This is a genomic window from Bacteroidota bacterium, assembly GCA_035506275.1.
Taxonomy (GTDB): Bacteria; Bacteroidota; Ignavibacteria; order UBA10030; family UBA8401; genus JAGVPT01.
Genome location: DATJPT010000006.1, coordinates 139,592 through 160,097 on the forward strand (window position 1 = coordinate 139,592; position 20,506 = coordinate 160,097).

The following is a 20,506-nucleotide window of genomic DNA, read 5'->3' on the forward strand; positions in this document are numbered from 1 at the left end:
GATGGAAGAATGCAGGTTTTTACGAGTCGAAAAACGAAGCGGCTTTTCGGCGGGAATTTCGGGGAATGTCGGTCTTTCGGCTTATTCTATCGGCGCGTCGCCGATTCCTTTTTTCTGCATCAGCGACTCAATCTCATCGATTTCACGCGGCGCCTCGCCGGAGAGGTTTGTGTGACCTTCCGGGGTGATCAGGATGTCGTCCTCGATCCGTACCCCGATATTGTAAAACTTAGGGTCGACACCGTCGGCATTCTCAGGAATATAGATCCCCGGCTCCACGGTATAGACCATTCCCGGGACCATCATGCCTGCGTTCACGTCGTGGACGTCAAGCCCTACCGCGTGGCCTAGGCCATGAGGAAAAAACCTTCTCAGTTCGTGTTGATTTTTTTCCTTCACGATGCCGAGCGATAATAATCCATTCAGCAGAACGGAATCTGCCGTCGTGTTCACGTCCTTCCATGCCGTCCCCGGCTTCATCATCGCAATGCACGCACTTTGCGCGTCGAGAACAAGCTGGTAGATCTTTCGCTGCGCCGGACTGAATTTTCCGTTCGCTGGGTATGTGCGCGTGACGTCGCTTGCATAGTCATGGTATTCGCAGCCGCAATCAGCGAGTACGATATCGCCGTCGTTGATCGGCCGGCGGTTGGATTCATAATGGAGGATGACCGAGTTTTCCGCCGCTCCCACGATACATGAATATGCATTGTACTCGGAGCCCATCCTCCGGAACACATATTCGTACACCGCCTGAATACCGTACTCCGTCATTCCCGGTTTGCACGACATCATCGCCTGCCGATGCGCCACGGCGCTGATATGCGCGGCCTTCGTCATCAAGGAAATTTCAGCGGGGGATTTGATGACGCGGTATTTCTTTATGATCGCCGAGGGGTCACGGAGCTCTGTCGTTAAATTATACGATTTCAGGTTATCCACGCACTCCCGCACCGGTTGAAGAAGTTCCATCAATTCGCCCCCTGTTTCGGGGAAGGCCGCAATGTATACAGTTTTCGCTCCCCAATACGGAAAAACGGAGTTGAACATCTTCTTAAACTGTTCATTTGTGTACGCCCTTTGAACGCCCAGAAGAGCGACGGCTCCTTCCGGACCAAAGCGCCGGCCGGTCCACCGTTCCATGCTTGGATCCCGCGGTTGAACAAAAAGGATCTCACGAACCGTGTCACTCTTCGTCGAATCCCGTTCATCGCGCAGGACAACTCCTTTAGGATTCAAGACCAGAATTGCATTCTCCTCGTTGAATCCCGTGAGATAATAGAAATTATCATCCTGCCGGAAGGGGTATCCATTGTCGCCGTTTCTGCTTTTTTCCGTTGCCGAAAAGAAAACTGCGACAGCGTCGGCGCCAATATCGTGCATAAATCGCTCGCGTCTCTCCTTGTGCTCGGAGCTCGGGGTTTGATCCTTATCATAGGTCAGGTATTTTAGCCCCTGCGAAAAGGATCGTGCGGGAACGAGAATTGAAACGCAAAGAAGAACAAGAACGAAATTTTTCCGGTTCATAGGGTATCAGAGGATATCTATCGGGAGTTTTTCTTGACGGTCTTTTTCCTTTTTATCGGCTTCACACCTTTTGCGATCAACTCGAATGAATGGTCGATCATTGCATACACTTCCTTCGGGGGAATGGTGCCGTCGAGCAGGACGGTGTTCCAGTGCTTCTTGTTCATATGATACCCCGGGATGACGGCGGGGTATTGTTCCCGGAGCTCGATGGCACGTTCAGGGTCGCACTTCAGGTTGATCGTGAGCGGATGTGCATCGGTCATGATAAGAATAAAAATTTTTCTGTTCACCTTAAACACCAGCACGACCTCGTCGAACGGAAACTCCTCTGTGATTCTCCCCTCTTTCTTCAAACAGTATGTTCGGATAGACTCGAGGTTCAATGGCATGATACTATCGCACGGTTTATGTGCAAGGACAGCGACGGATGGGAAACGAAAGAAAAGTCGAAGCAAAAATGTCCTCTCTCTTTCGAAGACAGAGAGAGGTCTTCATCGGCACCTTACAAATGAGGCGCGTATGAAACACCGAACGCCACATCTGTCACGTAGTTAAGCGACGATGAATATTGGTTCAAGAAATTCGGGAAGCCATACATGTAGCGTGCTTCCACAAATCCCGAGAACGAGGAGCTCACGGCAACTTCTATTCCGGCCCGAAGCGACGGGGCCAGGGTCGCGGCGAACCCCTGATTCATTTGCCACGTAACCGCTTCGACACCGGCGGCGACATACGGGCGTATCTTCCCGTTGGAAAAATAATACAGCGCATCGGTCCCGAGATAACCGACGCCAAAATTAAGGTCGAATCGCGGGTCCGAGATTTGAGAGGCGGAATAGACGTTCGACTGATAAATGAAGGGGGAATAGAACGATGATCGGCTCGCCGCGGAGTACGGGGAACCGTAGAAGATCACTCCGGCGTTCACTTCAAGGCGCACGGAAGAAATCCTGGATACAAGCGCGTGGAGGTCGACGTTGAAGCCGCTGCGGGCGACATCGTCAATTTTGAATCCGGCATACCCAGTAGTGATACCGAAATCGGCCCGATTGTTTGCCTGAGACAGCCGGATCTCGCTGGACGACATCTCGGAGCGGACCTGATCGTCTCCGACGGGATACGACGTCTGCGCGATCATCGTCGCGCTGGCCGCAAGAAGGAGAATACCTACGACGCTCTTCATAACCAACCTCCGCTAAGAAGTACTTCCAGAAGGTACGCAGCCGGAACATTGATGTCAAGTTGTCACAGGACATCGCCGCGCAGTCCGCGGATCCTCTTTCTCGCCTGTTCGACCAGCAGCGAATTGGGGAACAAAGCGAGCAATTGCTCATAGGCATGGATCGCCTTCTCCTTGTCCTTTAACTGGAATTGATACAACTCGCCGATACCGAATTGCGCTTTATCCCGCATGATACTCTTTGGGTAATCGGAGAGAAGCTTCTCGTACGACGCAAGCGCGTCGTTCGGCTGACCGACAACGACAGAGAGCTCGGCTTTCTTGAGGAGCGCATTTTCCGCGAGCGGAGCGTCGGGAAAAGTCTGCACGATGGACGAGAGTGATGCTATCTCCTCCGAATATTTTTTCCGGCGGTCCAGCAGCGCCGCATGCGCATATTCTTTTAAGGCGGGCCCGCTTCCCGTCTGATTCTCCTTAATAAAATGAAGGAGACGGAGCGCGTCGTTCGATTCGTCGTCGGAAAGAGCCTGGGCGATATCCCGAAGGAGCGATGAAGCGCTGTCAAACTGTGCCTGGAAAAATTGAATTTCAGCCAGGGCAAAGCGGGCTCGTGTCTTTTCTTCCGGCAGAGCATAGGGGGACGCGGCGGCGATTGCATACCGGTGGGAGGCTTCAGCCAGCTTCCCTTGTGCGACCTTGACCGCTCCCGTCGCGGACAGAATTGCCGGGGACATTTTTTGAGCCTGGGGAAGCATGAGCAGCGAGTCGAGGATCGCTTCGGCAGCATCCAAATCAAAATAGCGCTCGAAGTGCATCATCGCAGCGCGGTACAGCGCCTGCACGCTCACCTCCGTGTGCGGATAATCTCTGGATAACGAAAGATACAGCTCCATCGCACCCTGATAACCAGGATGAGATTCCGAAAGGAGCGCTCCGGGCACCGACCGAAGATCGTTCAAGGTATCTGCGGCCGGACCAAGCTCCTCCATGGCGCGTGCGTAACCGAACATGGCGTTCGGCGTCTGAGCCGTCGCGCGATAGTTTTCAACGAAGGACCGATACGCCATGGCGGCAGCGTCGTATGCTTTTTCCTTGAACGCCAAACCGGCAAAGGACATCACTTCAACGCCGTTGGAATGCGTCAGCGCATCAATTTCTTTCGCGATTTCAAGCGCCTTGTAAAAGCGCTTCCCTTCCATATAAAGCCAGAGAAGCAAACGCCGGACCACCACGTTCCTGGAATCCCGCGCGGCCGCTTCTTCAACGACCGTCGTCGCCGCTGCGAGACCCTCCCCTTTTGCGGTAAACCCCGACAGCCGGGATTCCACAAGCTCCAGCTCATGCTCATTGAGAGACAGCATGGTCATGTACTCACGAGTCGCCTCGCCATAGTTCATCATCAATGAGTACAACATCGCCATCTCTCCTACGAACAGGGTCGGTTCGCCGATCTCTTTTCTTCCCCGAAGGTAGGTACCGATCGACTTTTCAAAAAGCCGGTTATCGGATTGAGCCAGGCTGACGATGGTATAGCTCATGGCGCTCTTCGGTGCGGCGGCGATCGCGGCATTCCATGCCGAGTCCGCGCGCGCCTCGCTTCCCGATTTATAATAAAGAGTGCCAAGCGAGGCAAGAAGGTTGAGGTCATTGGGCTGGCGTTTCAACCATCGCAGATTCAGGGCAATCGCGGCATCATAATTTTTCAGTTGCTCATAACAGCGGCGGAGTCCGTCAAAGTAAACATAACTTGTCGAATCGGCCCGGGCGAGTTCCTCGTAAACCAAACGCGCCTGGTCGAATTCCCCGGCCTGCTCGAAATTTTTCGCCAGGCGGACTTTGTTCACGTCATCCTGAGTCTGAGCCAGGAGAGCAGAACACCACGCCAGAACGAACGCAAGAAAGAGCGCTTTCATGACAATCGACAGTTTAAATAATTGATGCAGCCGGCGCGAAAAGATCTCAGGGAGATTCAGGAAGGAGATGCCGATTTCAACGTGTTCACCATCAGCATGGCAATCGTCATCGGCCCGACCCCGCCGGGGACCGGCGTTATTGCGCCGGCAACATCTTTCACAGCGTCAAAATCCACATCGCCGACCAACCGATACCCTGTTTTCGTCGAGGGGTCCTCGATGCGGTTGATGCCGACATCGATGACAATAGAGCCCGGCTTCACCATTGACGCGGTGACCGCCCGGGGCTTTCCGATGGCCACGATCAGAATATCAGCCTGGCGCGCATAGAAACCGAGGTCTGCCGCGCCGGTGTGAGCGACGGTGACGATGGCGTTGCACCATTCTTTTTTCTGAAGAAGGATATTGGCGATCGGCTTGCCGACAATGTTGCTCCGTCCCGCAACTACGACGTGCTTGCCGGAGGGATTGATGCCGCTTCGTTTGAGCAGCTCCAGAATTCCGGCCGGCGTACAAGGGAAGAACGTATCGGCGCCGACCATCATTCGGCCAGCGCTGATCGGATGGAATCCGTCCACGTCCTTTTCGGGAGAGATCGCCTCGATTATTTTTTGCTCGTTGATGTGCCTGGGGAGCGGAAGCTGGACGAGGATGCCGTGGATCTTCTTATCCTTGTTGAACGCGCCGATCATTGCCAAAACTTCTTCTTCGGAGATCGATGCGGGAACCTGTTCTGTGATCGAATAGAAGCCGAGTTCCGCGCACGCTTTGCCCTTGCTCTTCACGTAAGACTGCGATGCCGGGTTTTCGCCGACAAGGATGAATGCAATCCCAGGAACGATGCCCGTGCGGCTCTTCAATCGCGCCGCGGACTCTTTAACCTCCGCGCGGATCTCTTCAGCTATTTTTTTCCCGTCGATAATAGAAGCCGGCATGGTCGTGTCCATAATGCAATGGAAGGACGGTCAAAATTTAGGAAATATCACTTGTTCTATCGTCAGGGCTTTTCCCGTTTCCACCTCGACTCCGATCATCACTGCGCAGAGATGGACGTCGTTCGAGGCGGTCTCGTACTTGTGCGGGGTCTGCTTGAGAAAGCGTTGAATCGCCTGCTCTTTGTTCATTCCGATGACCGAATCGTATGGACCGGACATTCCGACGTCGGTGATATACGCTGTGCTTCTCGGAAGGATCTTGGCGTCGGCAGTCGGAGTGTGCGTGTGCGTTCCGAGGAGCGCGCTGACCCGTCCGTCCACGTACCACCCCATCGCCATTTTTTCCGCCGTCGCTTCAGCGTGAAAGTCGATGATCGAAATCTTCGTCTGCTCGTTGATCTTTCCGAGCGCCCAGTCGATGCTTTTGAACGGGTCGTCGATCGGCTGCATATACGTTCTTCCCTGCACGTTCAATACGCCGACTTTCGCTTTCCCTTCGAGCTCATACACGACGAAACCATTGCCCGCATTCTCGCGCGGATAATTCAGCGGGCGCAGAATATTTCGGTTCCCGCCGAGCACTTTCCGGGAATCCCAGCGATCCCACACGTGATTGCCGGATGTGATAACGTGAACGCCGAGGTCGAAGAGCTTTTTCGCATCTTCTTCGGAGAGTCCTTTGCCATCCGTGAGATTCTCACCGTTGGCGATGCAGAAGTCGATGCGGTATTTTTCGAGAAGGCTCTTGAGAATGGTCGAGGTCATCTCGAGGCCGGGCTTGCCGACAATGTCGCCAATAAAAAGGATATTCAAATGGGAAGGCAAAGGTCGATTCCTTGTGTGAACGTACGAAGCACCTACACAAGAAATATAGAAGAAATTGAGGTCAAATAAAAGAAGTTTCTCACGCGAAGCAGAAGCCGGTTCTTCGAACTTCCGATTCCGCGTGAGAAATTATTCTGTACCTCCCGTCAGCGTTATGAAGGTTCCTTGAGTTTCTTGGAGGCAATAAAATAGAACACAACCAGGCCGACGCCGCCGAAAACAAGGATAACGCCCGGATAAATTGTTTCTTCCAGCCGATACGCATTATACAAATACATTGCGGTCAGAGATCCCAGCCCGACAAAGATCGCCAGCAATCCCCACTTTAAGTTCGACAAGGGGTTGATGGTAAACGCGTGATGTTTGTAGAGTTCTTTATAGTCGGCGGGGTTCAATCCCTTGTCGATGATCGCGATTCGCTCCATGTGCCTTGACTCGATGTGTTTCCACACGACCGCTCCAACAACAATAAAGAGAATAATGGGAACCAGTATTCCGATCATAGCATCCTCCTGGTGATGTTCATTGATGTTCGTTGACCTCTTTACTATCTTTGACTTGAATCTCGCGTTTAAGGTTGCGTCTGGTTTGATCCACGGAGAGCAACCTTGGACCGGGTTTTCCGGTCTAACAAAGTATACACCCATGCGGCAAAATTGATGGAATCGCTGTCCGACAATGAGATCATTAACCGGGTTCTGAGCGGAAACACCCGTTCGTTTGCCGGGCTTGTTGAGCGGCACCAGGACAAGGCGATGACGCTGGCCATGCGGATGCTGCGAAACCGGGAGGAGGCGGAAGATGCCGTCCAGGATGCTTTCGTTAAGGCCTTCAGCGCGCTTGATAAATTTGAACGGCGTTCTCGATTCTCGACATGGCTGTACCGGATCGTGTTCAACGTCTGTTCAACCGCGCTGTCGAAACGAACGAAAGCGCAACTCCCCTTTTCCGAGAACGGCGAGGAGGGGAACGAAAAGGAAATTCCCGACAGCGGCGAAATGCCCGATCTGGCGCTTGAAGGAGAAGAGTTTCGGCAGCATGTTCTTGACGCGATCAACGAACTCCCTCCTCTCTACAGCGGCATCACCACGATGTTCTATCTCGACGATTTGAGCTACGAAGAAATCGCAGCGATCACCGGGTCACCGCTCGGAACGGTCAAAGCGCAACTGTTCCGGGCGCGGGCGATGCTGCGGGAAGAAGTCTTGCGCCGAACCGGCGCCAAGGAGCTTATGCTATGAGTCATCCGACAAGGTCAGAACTTTTCGAATTCATCGATGGACGGCTTGAGAAGAAACGGGCGGAAGAAATAACTCTGCATCTTTCGGAATGCGCCCAATGCCGGCGGGAGGCCGAGCTGGAACGTTCGACAAAGGCCGTTGTGCAATCGGCACCGCTCGATAAGGTACGGGAGGGATTTTCGGCATCGGTGATGGTCAATCTCGCAGCGCCGGCGGGAGATCCCTTCATCCTGAAACTCCTCGGAAAGCTGGGGAGTGTCGTCGCGATGATTGTTGTGCTCGCCGTTATCGGATTAGCCGTTGTTCACGAATCCGAAACGACCGGCCAGCCGGAGAGAACGCCGTCGGCGATAACCCAGTTTGTGACTCCGATCTCCGATCTCTACGCGATGGGTCTGGATCGCTTTGCGGCTCGAACGGCCACGATCAGCCGGGCAATTGAGAACGCGGGCAGTCCGCAATTCTGGCAGGTGCTTTTCTTTATCGGATTGACGGCCGGGGTGCTGATCGTCGCAGACAGAATTTTTGGAAAGCGGTTTTTGCGGCTGCATCTGTAGAAGCTGTCTCAAGGATAGGTCACTTCATCCCTCTCCCGGAGGGGCGGCTTTGCCGGATGCGCTCACCTCGTTCGTTTATCCTCCGGAGGGTTCCTCGCGAACAAGATGAACCGCCTGTTTGTCCACTCTGAGTGTCGGGTTAGGTTCATTTTTGAGATATCAATCGGCAAAAAACTCCGCGGTGATTTTTTAAAAAAGAAAGAGGGCCGGAGAAGAATCCGGCCCTCTTCGTTTCACTCATTTCCTCTTTCGTCACACCTTTGGCTGAAAATTCGCCACCTCTTCGACGACGGTGCTGACGATTTCGCTCTCTTTCACCCGCTTGATCATTTCACCTTTGCGGTAGAGAATAGCGACGCCTTTTCCTGCCGCGATGCCGATATCTGCTTCGCTCGCCTCGCCGGGGCCGTTGACCACGCAGCCGAGCACGGCGATCTTCACCGGCTTCTTGACTCCCTGAAGTTTCTCTTCCAGCTGCGCCATAATGCTGAAGAGGTCGACCTCGATCCGCCCGCATGTCGGGCAGGCGATCAACTCGACATTGCGCGACGCGAGTCCGAGCGAACGGAGGATCTCCTTCCCGACCTCGACCTCTTTCACCGGTTCGTCGGTCAGCGAAACTCGGATCGTATCGCCGATTCCTTCGGCGAGAAGCGTCCCGATGCCGACGGCAGACTTGATCGTTCCGATGCGGGTGAGCCCGGCTTCCGTCACTCCAAGGTGCAGCGGAATATCCGTGCGGGCCGCGACCAGACGGTACGCCTCGATCATCAGGCGAACGTCGGTCGATTTGACCGAGATGATCACGTCACGGAAATTGAATTCGTCGCAGATCCCGACATGGCGCATCGCGCTTTCGTACAGCGCTTCCGCCGTCGGGTATCCGTGTTTTTCGAGAATGTCCTCTTCGAGCGAGCCCGAGTTCACGCCGATGCGTATCGGAATGCCTTTGTCCTTCGCAGCGGTCAGCACTTCGCGGATGCGGTCTTTCGAGCCGATGTTGCCTGGATTGATCCGAACTTTCGCGACATTTGCCTGAATCGCTTTCAGGGCAAAGACGTGGTTGAAGTGAATATCCGCGACGACGGGAATCGGCGACTGCCGGACGATCTCCGCCATAGCTTCGGCGGCTTCCTTGTCGTTCACCGTTACGCGGACAATATCGCATCCCTCATCGGCCGCCTCCGTGATCTGCCTGACCGTTCCGGCAACATCATCCGTCTTCGTCTTCGTCATCGTCTGGACGGAAATCGGGGCCCCGCCCCCCACTTTTATCCCGCCAATATTGACCTGCCGCGTTTTCCGTCGTACGCCGACCCTGTAATGGTCGTGCGGCTCTTCAACGCGCGGCTGCTCAAGAATAGGTAATAGCGTCTCCATACTCTCCGGTCACCTTTTAGTTTAATTTCTTGCTCGCTTCAAACAGCATCTTCTTCTCTTCGTCGCTCAGGCTCTGGTATCCCGCCTTGCTGATCTTGTCGAGAATATCGTCGATCCGCTGCTGGGTTACCTGCGCTTCTTCCTTCTGCTGATAATCTCTGATGTCATACACTTGAGCTTCGGACACATTTTCGTAATCTTCCTTCGAACGGCGCGGCGCGGTCCATCCTTCAAAGACATTTCGCGTGCGCCTTGAACTCGTCGAAGTGGAAAAACGGAAACCATCCGCAAGAAGATAAATAAAGCCGACGAGCGCGCCGCCAAGGTGGGCAAAATGCGCAACACCGTCCATGCTTCCGACGGAGACAAATTCAATCACCATATACAGCACAACAAAATACTTCGCTTTTAACGGAATGAAAAAGTAGATGAAAATCAGCCGGTCGGGAAACATCAACCCGAACGCGAGCAATACCCCGTAAATCGCTCCGGACGCGCCGATCGTCGGTCCGACCGAGGTAAACAGCGGCGCAACGAGGAGGTTTGCCAACCCGGCTCCAACGCCGCACACGAGATAGTACGTCAGGAACTTCCGGGAACCCCAGGTATTTTCCAGTTCCATCCCGAACATCCAGAGGGCGAGCATGTTGAAGAAAATATGGCTGAACCCTCCGTGCATGAACAGATACGTGAAGAGCTGCCATACCTGAAATCCCTGGCCCAGCGGCTGCAGGGCGAACCACTCGTTCAGGAGAAGAGAGAATGAATAATCGCCGATATGAAAGTTTCCCAAGAAAAGCATTCCAAGGAAAACTCCTACATTGGAAATAAGGAGCCCTTTGATCACCGGCGGGAAAAAGCTAAAACCGCCGAAGAAACTGGGCCTGTAGTAATTGCCTGATTGGTATCGGTTGTACGCCATCTCGTGAACTTTTCTCCTTTTGCAATATAAACGACTGCGGCCTGAGAGGCAACTGGCCGCAGTCGTGAGTTCGTCCCTTATTTCTTGTCCGTCAATGCGGCGACACCCGGAAGAATTTTTCCCTCGAGATACTCGAGCGAAGCGCCTCCGCCGGTGGACACGTGGGTGACGCTCTTCGCCATGCCTGCCTGCGAGATTGCGGCGGCAGAATCGCCGCCGCCGACGATCGTCGTCGTTCCCTGTTTGGTCGCTTCTACTAACGCGCGGGCAACGGCATTCGTTCCGACGGCAAAATTCGGGAATTCAAAGACGCCCATCGGGCCGTTCCAGACGACTGTCTTGGATTTTTTGACCTCGCTGGAAAAAAGTTCGGCCGTCGCCGGGCCGATGTCAAGCGCCTGCCAGCCGGCAGGGATCTTATCTTTAGCAACAACCTTGCGTTCGGCTTCGTTCTTGAAATCGCTCGCAACGACACAATCGACGGGGAGCAGAAATCTCATGGACTTCTTCTGGACGTCCGACAATATTTGTTTTGCCAGATCGACCTTGTCCGCTTCGAGCAGGGATTTTCCGATCTCAAGGCCCTGGGCTTTGAAAAAAGTGTACGCCATCCCTCCGCCGATAATCAGCGTGTCGACCTTCGACAACAGGTTTTGAATCACATCGATCTTGCCGGAGATTTTGGCTCCGCCAAGGATCGCGGTGAACGGACGGACTGGATTCTCGACCGCGGCGCCGAGGTACTGGAGTTCCTTCTGCATCAGGAGGCCGGCGACGGAAACAGAGATGAATTTCGTGATCCCTTCGGTCGAGGCATGCGCGCGATGGGCGCTGCCGAAGGCGTCGTTAACGTACACGTCGCCGAGCTTGGCGAGAGATTTCGCAAAACCGGGGTCGTTCGCCTCCTCCTCGTTATGGTATCGCAGGTTTTCGAGGAGAAGGCATTCGCCGTCTTTCAAGGCCGCCGCCGCCTTCTCGGCGGGTTCGCCGATGCAGTCGGAGGCGAACGCTACCTTCGTGCCGAGCAATTTTTCGAGGCGCACCGCTGCCGGCAGCAAGCTGAATTCCGGTTTCGGCTTCCCTTTCGGGCGTCCGAGATGGCTCATGAGAATGGCCCTGCCGCCTGACGAGAGAATTTTTTTGATCGTTGGAAGTGATTCGACGATGCGGGTATCATCGGTGATATTCTGCTTTTCGTCGAGCGGCACGTTGAAGTCCACGCGCACGAGTACGCGCTTGCCGCGGACATCGATGTCGTTGATAGTGAGCTTATTCATTGTCGTGGTCGGTTGTCATGTTGGTGATGAAGAGGAACACCGTCGAGCGGTTCCTCACGGATTAATACAAGAAACAAAAGGGCTGAACTCGCGCTACGAGCTTCAGCCCTTGATCAGTAGCCGCTGGAAGAGTTACTTCGTAATTCCCGCCATTTTTCTCACGAGGTCGACAACGCGGGTCGAATAACCCCACTCGTTGTCGTACCAGGAGACAACTTTGAAGAATCTCTTTTCGCCCTTCAAATTATTCTCGAGCGTCGCACGGGAATCGTAGATCGAAGAGCGGTCGTCATGAATGAAGTCTGTCGACACGACCTCTTCGTTGGTATACCCTAAAATTCCTTTGAGATACGTCTGGGATGCCTTCTTCATCAGCTCATCGATCTCCTGAATCGACGTGTCCCTGGTGGAACGGAACGTCAGGTCGATCACGGAAACGTCCGCCGTCGGAATGCGGAACGACATGCCGGTCAGTTTCCCCTTTGTCGCGGGAAGGACCTCGCCGACCGCCTTTGCCGCGCCGGTCGATGAAGGAATGATGTTGATCGCTGCCGCCCGTCCGCCTCTCCAATCTTTCTTGGAAGGTCCGTCGACGGTCTTTTGCGTGGCAGTGTATGAGTGGATGGTGGTCATCAAACCGGTTTCGATGCCGATGCCTTCCTTCAGCAGGACATGGACGACCGGCGCCAAGCAGTTCGTCGTGCAGGAAGCGTTCGACACGATCAGGTGCTTTGCCGGATCATACTCGTTGTCGTTCACGCCGATAACAAGAGTTTTCACTTCCCCCTTTGCCGGAGCAGAAATGAGCACTCGTTTTGCCCCCGCCGTAATATGCCCTTTTGCCTTTTCCGAATCGGTGAACAATCCTGTCGATTCGATCACAATGTCAACTCCAAGGTCCTTCCACGGGAGCTGCGACGGGTCCTTCTGGGCCAGAACGCATTTGATCTTGTGGCCGTTGACGACGAGAACATCGTCGCTTTCCGACGACGCATTGCTCTTTTCGCTCGCGAGTGTCCCTCGAAAATGACCGTGAACCGAGTCGTATTTCAGTTGGTACGCAAAATATTGTGCATCTGTACTCACGTCAACGACGGCAACCACATCGATCTCTTTCCCGAGATATCCCTTGTCCGCCATGACGTTGATGATCTGTCTTCCGATTCTGCCGAATCCGTTGATACCTACTTTAACAGCCATTCGATCCTCCAAAAAATAATAAGCAACGATGTAAGGTCGTGATGTTGATAAAATTCAAAGTGCAGCAAAAATTTACCAAGAAATTGGCGCAAAGTCAAATAGCGAAGGGCCGCATCATTGCGGCCCCATAAAGAGTGAAATTGAAAATTGGAACGGGGGGTAACGAACTGCCGCCGCGTGCCTCACTGCGGCGGCCCAAAAGATCTTACATGTAGCTGTTCAACGCCTTCATGTAATTTGCTCGTTCGAGCGCAGAAGGGTTGGCGACCGATTTGTGGCTCATACTTCCGCGCATCTGGTCGAGCGATTCATATTCCTTCTCGATCATCCATTTCTGGACTCCGGTCAGGATCTCGCCGATCCTCTTCGGACCGTTCCGCAGCAGCGCCGAGCAGACCATCGTGACGTTCGCTCCGGCCATCGTCATTTTGACCACATCTTCGCCGGTATGAATTCCGGTCGTCGCGGCGAGGTCGGCCTTGATCGCTTTATAGAGGATGGCGATCCAGCGAAGAGGAAGCCGGGAAGAATCCGAGCTGCTCAGCACGACGCTCGGCTCGACTTCGAGCTCGTCGAGGTTGATATCCGGCTGATAGAACCGGTTGAACAACACGAGACCGCTCGCGCCCCGCTCATCGAGCCGTTTCGCCATATTTGCCATGGAGCTGAAGAACGGCGAAAGCTTGACGGCAACAGGGATCGTCACCTTCGCCTTCACCGCCTGAAGAATTTCGAGATACATCTGTTCAACGAAGCTTCCGTTTTTCTCGGGGTCGGTCGAAATGTGATAAATATTCAGCTCCAGCGCATCCGCCCCGGCGTCCTGTATTTCCTTCGCATAGTCCGTCCATCCGCCGACCGTCGAGCCGTTAAGGCTTGCAATGATCGGGATGCCGACGGAGCGTTTCACGTTCTGGATATGCTTCAGGTATTCTTCAGGGCCGAGGAAATAATCTTCCTTCTTTGGAAAGTAGGAAATCGCTTCGGCATAGCTTTCTGTTCCGTACGAAAGGAAATGGTCGAGTTCCTTCGTCTCGTGGCGGATCTGTTCTTCGAAGAGCGAATAGAGGACGACGGCCGACGCGCCGTAGTCTTCCATCGCTTTGATGCCGTCGACCGTGCGCGACATTGGTGAGGCGGAAGGGACAACCGGGTTCTTCAGTTTGAAGCCAAGATATGTTGTGGAGAGGTCCATTGATTCCTCGTAATTGCTGTTTCATTAAGAGTGAGCCGATAGTTACACACGGGGCCTTCCGGCCCCGCGATGGAACCTGCCTATTTATTGTGCCCGCCGTTCGTCCCGTCAAACTTCATCGCCGCGAGCTCTTCATAATAATGCCATCTCGAAGTAACGTCCTCCTGGGCAAGCTTCATCAACCGCTTCGCTTCTTCGGGCGCGCTCTTCGTCAGCATCTTGTAGCGTATTTCTTTGTATGCGTATTCTTCGAACTTCATCTTCGGCGCCTTCGAATCGAGCCGGAACGGATTCTGTCCCTGCTTCGCGAGGTCCGGATTGTAGCGGAACAACGGCCAGTGCGCCGACTCAACTGCCGCCTTCTGGCTCTCGAGCCCCATTTTCATGTTGATGCCGTGAGCGATGCAGTGCGCGTAGGCAATGATCATTGACGGACCGTTGTAGGCCTCGGCTTCGAGGAAGGCCTTGACCGTATGAAGGTCGTTCGCTCCCATCGCAACGCGGGCGACGTAGACGTTGCCGTACGTCATCGCGATCAACGCCAGGTCCTTTTTCGCGAGCGGTTTCCCGCCGGCGGCGAACTTTGCGACCGCCCCCCGCGGCGTGGACTTGGACATCTGACCGCCGGTGTTCGAGTACACTTCAGTATCGAGCACGAGGATGTTGACGTTGCGGCCGGAGGCGATCACGTGGTCGAGCCCGCCAAAGCCGATATCGTATGCCCAGCCGTCGCCCCCCATGATCCAGACGCTCTTTTTCACCAGATAATCGGCAAGAGAGAGAAGCTGCCTGGCGTCCGCGGAGGTTTCATTCTTTAATTTATCCTTGAGTGTTTCGACCCTGCGGCGCTGCTCGTAGATCTTTGCTTCGTCGGATTGGTCGGCGTTGAGGAGCGCATTGGTCAGCTCTTCGCCGACAGCCGGAGAGAGTTTTTTCAGCAGCTCGCACGCGTACTCGGTGTGTTTGTCGATCGAGAGCCGGTAGCCGAGGCCGAATTCAGCATTGTCTTCGAAAAGCGAATTCGACCATGCCGGTCCCCGTCCGTCCGAGTTCTTTGTCCACGGGGTGGTCGGAAGGTTGCCGCCGTAAATGGACGAACAGCCGGTGGCGTTCGCTACGATGGTCCTGTCGCCAAAGAGCTGGGTAACCAATTTGATATACGGAGTCTCACCGCAACCCGAACAGGCACCCGAAAACTCAAACAACGGCTGGAGGAATTGCGATCCTTTGATGGTATCGACTTTCGCCGTATTGCGGTCGACCTCGGGAAGCGTGAGGAAGAAATCCCAATTCGCCCGTTCCTGTTCACGCAGAGGTAGCTGCGGAACCATGTTGAGCGCCTTGAGGCGTGTCTCGGCCTTGTTCTTTACCGGGCAGACTTCGAAGCAGAGTCCGCAGCCGGTGCAATCTTCCGGTGCGACCTGGATCGAATATTTCATCCCTTCATATTCCTTGCCGCGATAATCGGTGCTCTTGAACGTCGCGGGGGCGCCGGCGAGCCGCTTCTCGTCGAACACTTTGATGCGGATCGTTGCATGCGGGCAGACCAGCGCGCACTTGCCGCATTGGATACAGATTTTTTCGTCCCATGCCGGGATCTCGAGGGCGATATTTCTCTTCTCCCATGCCGCGGTTCCCGTCGGGAAAGTCCCGTCCACCGGCATTGCGCTCACCGGGAGGTCGTTGCCCAATCCGGCGACGATCTTTGCTAGAACTTCTTTGACAAAGTCGGGAGCCTTCTCCGAGACGACGGGAGGGAGCTCAAGAGTGCTCTCGGCCTTCGCCGGAACGTTTACCTTGAAAAGATTCGCGAGGGTGTGATCGACCGCATCGAAGTTCATCTTCACGATGTCTTCCCCTTTTTTTCCGTATGTCTTCTTAATAGAGCGCTTGATCGCTTCGATCGCTTCCTCTTTCGGAAGAACGCCGGAGATCGCAAAGAAGCAGGTCTGCATGATCGTATTAACTCGTCCTCCCATGCCTGTCTTGGCGGCGACGGCGTAACCGTCGATGACGTAGAAGTTCAGTTTCTTTCTGATGATCTCCTCCTGCGTGATCCGCGGCAGCTTGCTCCACACTTCATCCGCCGGGTACTGGCTATTCAAGAGGAATGTTCCGCCGTCCACCAATTCCTGCAGGACGTTATACTTCTCCAGGAACAGCCATTGATGGCATCCGACAAAATTAGCTTTGTCGATCAAATAGGAGGAGCGGATCGGGCGCGGGCCGAACCGGAGATGGGAAACGGTGGTCGTGCCGGATTTCTTTGAGTCGTACACGAAGTATCCCTGGGCGTAATTCGTCGTATCTTCGCCGATGATCTTGATCGAGTTCTTGTTCGCTCCGACCGTTCCGTCGGCGCCGAGACCGTAGAACATCGCACGGACGACGTCATCCTTTTCCGTCGTAAATGTCCTGTCGTAGTCGAGGCTTGTGTGCGACACGTCGTCGTTGATGCCGACCGTAAAGTGGTTCTTCGGGGCTGATTTTTTCAGCTCGTCGAACACCGCTTTCCCCATCGCCGGAGTAAATTCCTTCGACGACAATCCGTAGCGTCCGCCGATAATGCGCGGGAAAGTTTTGACCGGGGAGAAGCCTTCCGACAACGCTTCGCCGAACGCGGTCACGACATCCTGGTAGAGCGGTTCACCGGCGGATCCGGGCTCCTTTGTCCTGTCGAGCACGGCGATCGATTTCACCGTTTTTGGAAGTGCCGCGACGAAGTGTTTGACCGAAAACGGCCTGAACAGGTGCACTTTAACGACGCCGACCTTTTCCCCCTTTGCCGTCAGCGATTCGACTGTTTCATGAAGGATCTCGCCGCCCGAACCCATCACAACGATCACCCTCTCGGCATCAGGGGCGCCAACATAGTCGAACAGATGATACTGGCGGCCGGCGATCTTCGCGAATTTGTCCATGGTTTTTTGCACGATCTCAGGACACGCAGCATAGAACGGATTCACCGTCTCACGCGACTGGAAGAACGTGTCGGGATTTTGCGCAGTGCCGCGGAGAACCGGATTATCCGGAGTCAATGCCCGCTGGCGGTGCTTAAAGACAAGTTCGTCATCGACCATCGCGCGAATGTCATCGACGGTCAATTGTTCGATCTTCATGACTTCGGCGGAGGTTCTGAAGCCGTCGAAGAAATGAAGAAAGGGAACCCGCGACTCCAGCGTCGCCGCCTGCGCCATCAACGCGAAGTCCATGACTTCCTGAACGGAATTCGAGACTAAAAGGGCGAAGCCCGTCGACCGGACGGACATCACATCGCTGTGGTCGCCAAAAATCGAAAGAGCCTGTGTCGCGAGGGAGCGGGCCGAGACATGGAAGACCGTCGGCGTCAATTCTCCCGCGATCTTGTACATGTTCGGGATCATCAGCAACAACCCCTGCGACGCCGTGAACGTCGTCGTCATCGATCCGGTTTGCAGCGCGCCATGCACTGCCCCGGACGCACCCCCTTCGCTTTGCATCTCTGCAACAAGAGGAACTGTTCCCCAAATATTTTTCTTCCCTTCAGCGGACCACTGGTCGCACCACTCGCCCATGCCTGACGAAGGAGTGATGGGATAGATCGCTATAACTTCATTCGTTTTATGCGCAACGTACGCCGCGGCTTCGTTGCCGTCGATCGTCACCATTGCCCGCTTCTTATCTGAAACATCGTTGCTAGCCATTTTTAATTGTCCTTTGTTGCAATGTGAGATGCTTGAAATTGATCTTGTTCTGCAGCAAAAAATACAAATATCGTGCTACTTTTTGCCGCGCAAAAGCGGATGAAAAAAGTGTGCGAAAAAAAATATTTACCAATTGTAGAAATGCAGTTTGGGTGATTCTTAAAAGTGGGAAGCAAAATAACAGGAAGGATGAAAGTGCTGGACGCGGAGAAAGGAAACGCTATTCAGAGTCGAGAACTTCGCGAAGGCGTTGAAGAATTGCCGCCGGGATGTATGGCTTCTGGACGAAATCTTTTGCCCCTTTTTTTATGGCCTCTTCCCTCATCTCCGCATCGACATAGCCGCTTGCGAGAATGACCTTGACGCTGGGTTGAATGCTGCGAAGTTTTTCGAACATCTCCCATCCCCCGAGTTTGGGGAGCCCCATGTCCGAGAGGACGAGGCTGATCTCATTTTTCTTCTGCCGAAAAATTTCAACCGCAGCTTCTCCGTCCGAGGCGGTCTCAACCTGGTATCCCTCTTCTTCAAGAACCGCCTTCAGAAGTTCCTGCAGCATCGCCTCGTCTTCAACAAGCAATATCATTACCTTTGAATCCATACTTTGTTTCGTGGACCGATCTATCGACCTTTATCGCTCTTTTTGAAAACGTTCTGCACGAGTACATGCGGAAAATAAACCGTGAACGTCGTGAGGAACGGGTCAAGAATGCGATGTTTGGTGCATGACGATGACGCAGCAGAACACCGCTAGATGAGCAAACAGGTTCCGCCGGCTCATCACCGTCGTGAATACAGAATACCCTATCGCGTGAGCCGGGGCCGGCGATTTTTCCACCTGTGGTACGGCCTTCATCCTGGGGGATGACATGTGACGCCAACCGTTAAACGTGTAACACGCCGGCAGTGACTCATTTTGTTTGTCTTTCGGGTACCGCTAGGTGCTTACTTGCTTGTGCAACTGTTCCAAGAGCTCTGTCGATTCATGGACCTGAACGTCTTTGATGGCATTATGGATCCGCTGGAGCGATGCCTCAATCTGGTCGAAGTGCCGGCCGAGGGATGGGTCGGACGGGCTTTGTCTGCGGATCTCCTCCGTTGTGGACGCGATGATCGCGAGGGGATTATTCACGGCATCCTGCAGCATTCGGATGACGTTCCGGAGAACGGTCGACGCGATGGAGGACTTTTCGACTTCCGAGAGGATGAGCCTTTTATTCGACTCATCCTGTTCGTATTTCTGTTTCATGGCCTGCGCGCGAGAAACGACATAGACGACGAGCCACATCCAGATGAGAGAGTCGTATTGAAAGATAAAATCGAGGAGCGAGAGATGGGTAACGGTGGACTTTTTGAAAACATTCAACGTCGTGAAGAGGTAATAGGCGTAAATCCCCACGACGGAAAAAACGATGGGATAGGTGTTGACCCACAGCAGCAATTTTTTCCAGATGCTCTTGACCATCGACGGTCTCCTGAGAATTTCGTTGCGCCCTCGGAAACAAGGCTTCCTTACGACGAAGTTTGGGCTGGAGTTCAGGGTATGGTACAGTTTTTTCGGTACAGACACAAGAAACGGGGGACATCGAGGGAGGGACAAGAACGATGGGGAAGGACAGGCGCCGGCTTTAGCGGCCGGCACCCCATCACGACGGTCGAACCGTGTTCACAGCATGCCGCACGTCAGGATGCGATCAACCTTGAGTCCTGTCAGCGCCCGGCGCAGTGTTTCACGATGCTTTTCAGCGGGACAACTGCATTTCCTGCACCTGGTTGATCGTCGAAACGATCAGCGGGAAATATCTGTCAAGCGGGCAATCCAGCATGTTTCTGACGTAGCACTGTCCCTCCGAGGTCTGTTCCTGGCAATGCGCACAAACTTCGCGCCGCAGGGCAGTGGAATAGTCCAGCATGTTGTCGCTGTGGGTCGTTTGAACAACATGCACGACGTTCGAAAAATATTTTTTCAGTCCGCAGTCAAACTGAGGGGAGAGGCGGCAGTTTCCGTAGCGATCCCCGTCGATACATTTCACGCACACCTTATCCTGCACTGCTTTCCAATATTCTTTAAGCATAACGCTCCTCCATAGTAATTATGAAAGCCAATCGTCGCACTCCCTCTCCGAGGGTCTCGATCGGGAATGAATTGAAATTGCCGTACTCACGGCCGCGCCTGTTTCCGCCGGACCAACGCTTCCGTGCGGCTGTGAACGCGGACCGTATCCCTTTGTTCATCGTCATCATCTTCGTATGATATTTCAACGTTCCTTGCTTTCATCGTTATGCTTGAATCGGAGTGAACCGGTCACCGTCACCCACGACCGCGCGCGGCGCGGAAACAACGGCGCATGCAGCGCTCTCCTTTTATTGCATCACCGCTCAGAGCCAAACGTCCGTGGCGGCGTCCTCGACAACGTGGGCCGCCTTCGGCGTCAGAATCTCGTTCATCACAGTAGTGATTCCTTCAATCCGCGTGTGTGCTTCCATGACCTTGGCGCGCACCTTGTCAAAATCCAGCGGATGGTGGGGATGGTCGCGGTACCAGTCGAGCACTTTTTCCATCTCGACGGTCAGCACGAAGACATGGTTGCTTTCTCTGGCGATCCAGTCGAGTTTTTCTTTTGGAACATGCACACAGTTCATTGTCTGGGGTCCTTCATGGTCAATGGGA

Annotated in this window: 19 protein-coding genes; 2 read left to right on the forward strand and 17 right to left on the reverse strand. The window is 54.1% G+C overall.

The annotated features are described in order from the left end of the window. Nucleotides 1-81 precede the first annotated feature (81 nt). From VMF88_03780 to VMF88_03810, 7 genes are all read right to left on the reverse strand, one after another. Complete coding sequence (locus VMF88_03780) at nt 82-1,527, reverse strand: aminopeptidase P N-terminal domain-containing protein (GenBank protein ID HTY10174.1); 1,446 nt, start codon at nt 1,525-1,527, stop codon at nt 82-84. Nucleotides 1,528-1,544: 17 nt separating this feature from the next. Next, nucleotides 1,545-1,919 (reverse strand): MmcQ/YjbR family DNA-binding protein, encoded by a 375-nt coding sequence (locus tag VMF88_03785; protein HTY10175.1) that lies wholly within the window; start codon nt 1,917-1,919, stop codon nt 1,545-1,547. Nucleotides 1,920-2,032: 113 nt separating this feature from the next. Further along, nucleotides 2,033-2,713: a hypothetical protein gene (locus tag VMF88_03790; protein ID HTY10176.1), complete on the reverse strand. Its 681-nt coding sequence runs from the start codon at nt 2,711-2,713 to the stop codon at nt 2,033-2,035. Between the two features lie 62 nt (nt 2,714-2,775). After that, on the reverse strand, nt 2,776-4,623 hold the full coding sequence (locus tag VMF88_03795; GenBank protein HTY10177.1) for a tetratricopeptide repeat protein: 1,848 nt from the start codon (nt 4,621-4,623) through the stop codon (nt 2,776-2,778). Nucleotides 4,624-4,679: 56 nt separating this feature from the next. Then, nucleotides 4,680-5,558 (reverse strand): bifunctional methylenetetrahydrofolate dehydrogenase/methenyltetrahydrofolate cyclohydrolase FolD, encoded by an 879-nt coding sequence (gene folD / locus VMF88_03800; GenBank protein ID HTY10178.1) that lies wholly within the window; start codon nt 5,556-5,558, stop codon nt 4,680-4,682. A 30-nt stretch (nt 5,559-5,588) separates the two neighbouring features. After that, nucleotides 5,589-6,383: a TIGR00282 family metallophosphoesterase gene (locus VMF88_03805; protein HTY10179.1), complete on the reverse strand. Its 795-nt coding sequence runs from the start codon at nt 6,381-6,383 to the stop codon at nt 5,589-5,591. A gap of 152 nt (nt 6,384-6,535) precedes the next feature. Further along, nucleotides 6,536-6,886 (reverse strand): DUF6249 domain-containing protein, encoded by a 351-nt coding sequence (locus tag VMF88_03810; GenBank protein HTY10180.1) that lies wholly within the window; start codon nt 6,884-6,886, stop codon nt 6,536-6,538. Between the two features lie 105 nt (nt 6,887-6,991). On the opposite strand from VMF88_03810, the gene VMF88_03815 reads away from it, so the two are divergent. Both VMF88_03815 and VMF88_03820 read left to right on the forward strand, forming a co-directional pair. Beyond that, the gene (locus tag VMF88_03815) at nt 6,992-7,624 is read left to right on the forward strand and encodes a sigma-70 family RNA polymerase sigma factor (protein HTY10181.1); all 633 of its coding nucleotides are present in this window, start codon (nt 6,992-6,994) and stop codon (nt 7,622-7,624) included. After that, nucleotides 7,621-8,181: a zf-HC2 domain-containing protein gene (locus tag VMF88_03820; protein ID HTY10182.1), complete on the forward strand. Its 561-nt coding sequence runs from the start codon at nt 7,621-7,623 to the stop codon at nt 8,179-8,181. Before VMF88_03815 ends, VMF88_03820 begins: the two co-directional genes overlap by 4 nt. A 252-nt stretch (nt 8,182-8,433) precedes the next feature. Here the strand turns inward: VMF88_03820 and ispG are convergent, their stop codons facing one another. The 10 genes from ispG to VMF88_03870 all read right to left on the reverse strand — a co-directional run bounded on the left by ispG (nt 8,434) and on the right by VMF88_03870 (nt 20,478). Continuing rightward, nucleotides 8,434-9,561, reverse strand: coding sequence for a flavodoxin-dependent (E)-4-hydroxy-3-methylbut-2-enyl-diphosphate synthase (gene ispG, locus VMF88_03825; GenBank protein HTY10183.1), 1,128 nt, complete (start codon nt 9,559-9,561; stop codon nt 8,434-8,436). Between the two features lie 16 nt (nt 9,562-9,577). Continuing rightward, on the reverse strand, nt 9,578-10,483 hold the full coding sequence (locus VMF88_03830; protein HTY10184.1) for a rhomboid family intramembrane serine protease: 906 nt from the start codon (nt 10,481-10,483) through the stop codon (nt 9,578-9,580). Between the two features lie 77 nt (nt 10,484-10,560). Then, on the reverse strand, nt 10,561-11,760 hold the full coding sequence (locus VMF88_03835) for a phosphoglycerate kinase (protein ID HTY10185.1): 1,200 nt from the start codon (nt 11,758-11,760) through the stop codon (nt 10,561-10,563). A 132-nt stretch (nt 11,761-11,892) separates the two neighbouring features. Then, nucleotides 11,893-12,960, reverse strand: coding sequence for a type I glyceraldehyde-3-phosphate dehydrogenase (gap, locus tag VMF88_03840; GenBank protein ID HTY10186.1), 1,068 nt, complete (start codon nt 12,958-12,960; stop codon nt 11,893-11,895). 205 nt (nt 12,961-13,165) lie between these two features. Continuing rightward, on the reverse strand, nt 13,166-14,155 hold the full coding sequence (locus VMF88_03845) for a dihydroorotate dehydrogenase-like protein (GenBank protein ID HTY10187.1): 990 nt from the start codon (nt 14,153-14,155) through the stop codon (nt 13,166-13,168). 80 nt (nt 14,156-14,235) lie between these two features. Beyond that, nucleotides 14,236-17,838, reverse strand: coding sequence for a pyruvate:ferredoxin (flavodoxin) oxidoreductase (gene nifJ / locus VMF88_03850; protein ID HTY10188.1), 3,603 nt, complete (start codon nt 17,836-17,838; stop codon nt 14,236-14,238). A gap of 220 nt (nt 17,839-18,058) precedes the next feature. After that, the gene (locus VMF88_03855; GenBank protein ID HTY10189.1) at nt 18,059-18,436 is read right to left on the reverse strand and encodes a response regulator; all 378 of its coding nucleotides are present in this window, start codon (nt 18,434-18,436) and stop codon (nt 18,059-18,061) included. 336 nt (nt 18,437-18,772) lie between these two features. Further along, a complete protein-coding gene (locus VMF88_03860) occupies nt 18,773-19,300 on the reverse strand; it encodes a hypothetical protein (protein ID HTY10190.1) in 528 nt (175 codons plus the stop codon). Between the two features lie 277 nt (nt 19,301-19,577). Continuing rightward, on the reverse strand, nt 19,578-19,910 hold the full coding sequence (locus VMF88_03865; GenBank protein ID HTY10191.1) for a hypothetical protein: 333 nt from the start codon (nt 19,908-19,910) through the stop codon (nt 19,578-19,580). 304 nt (nt 19,911-20,214) lie between these two features. Beyond that, a complete protein-coding gene (locus tag VMF88_03870) occupies nt 20,215-20,478 on the reverse strand; it encodes a hypothetical protein (protein ID HTY10192.1) in 264 nt (87 codons plus the stop codon). Nucleotides 20,479-20,506: the final 28 nt, after the last annotated feature.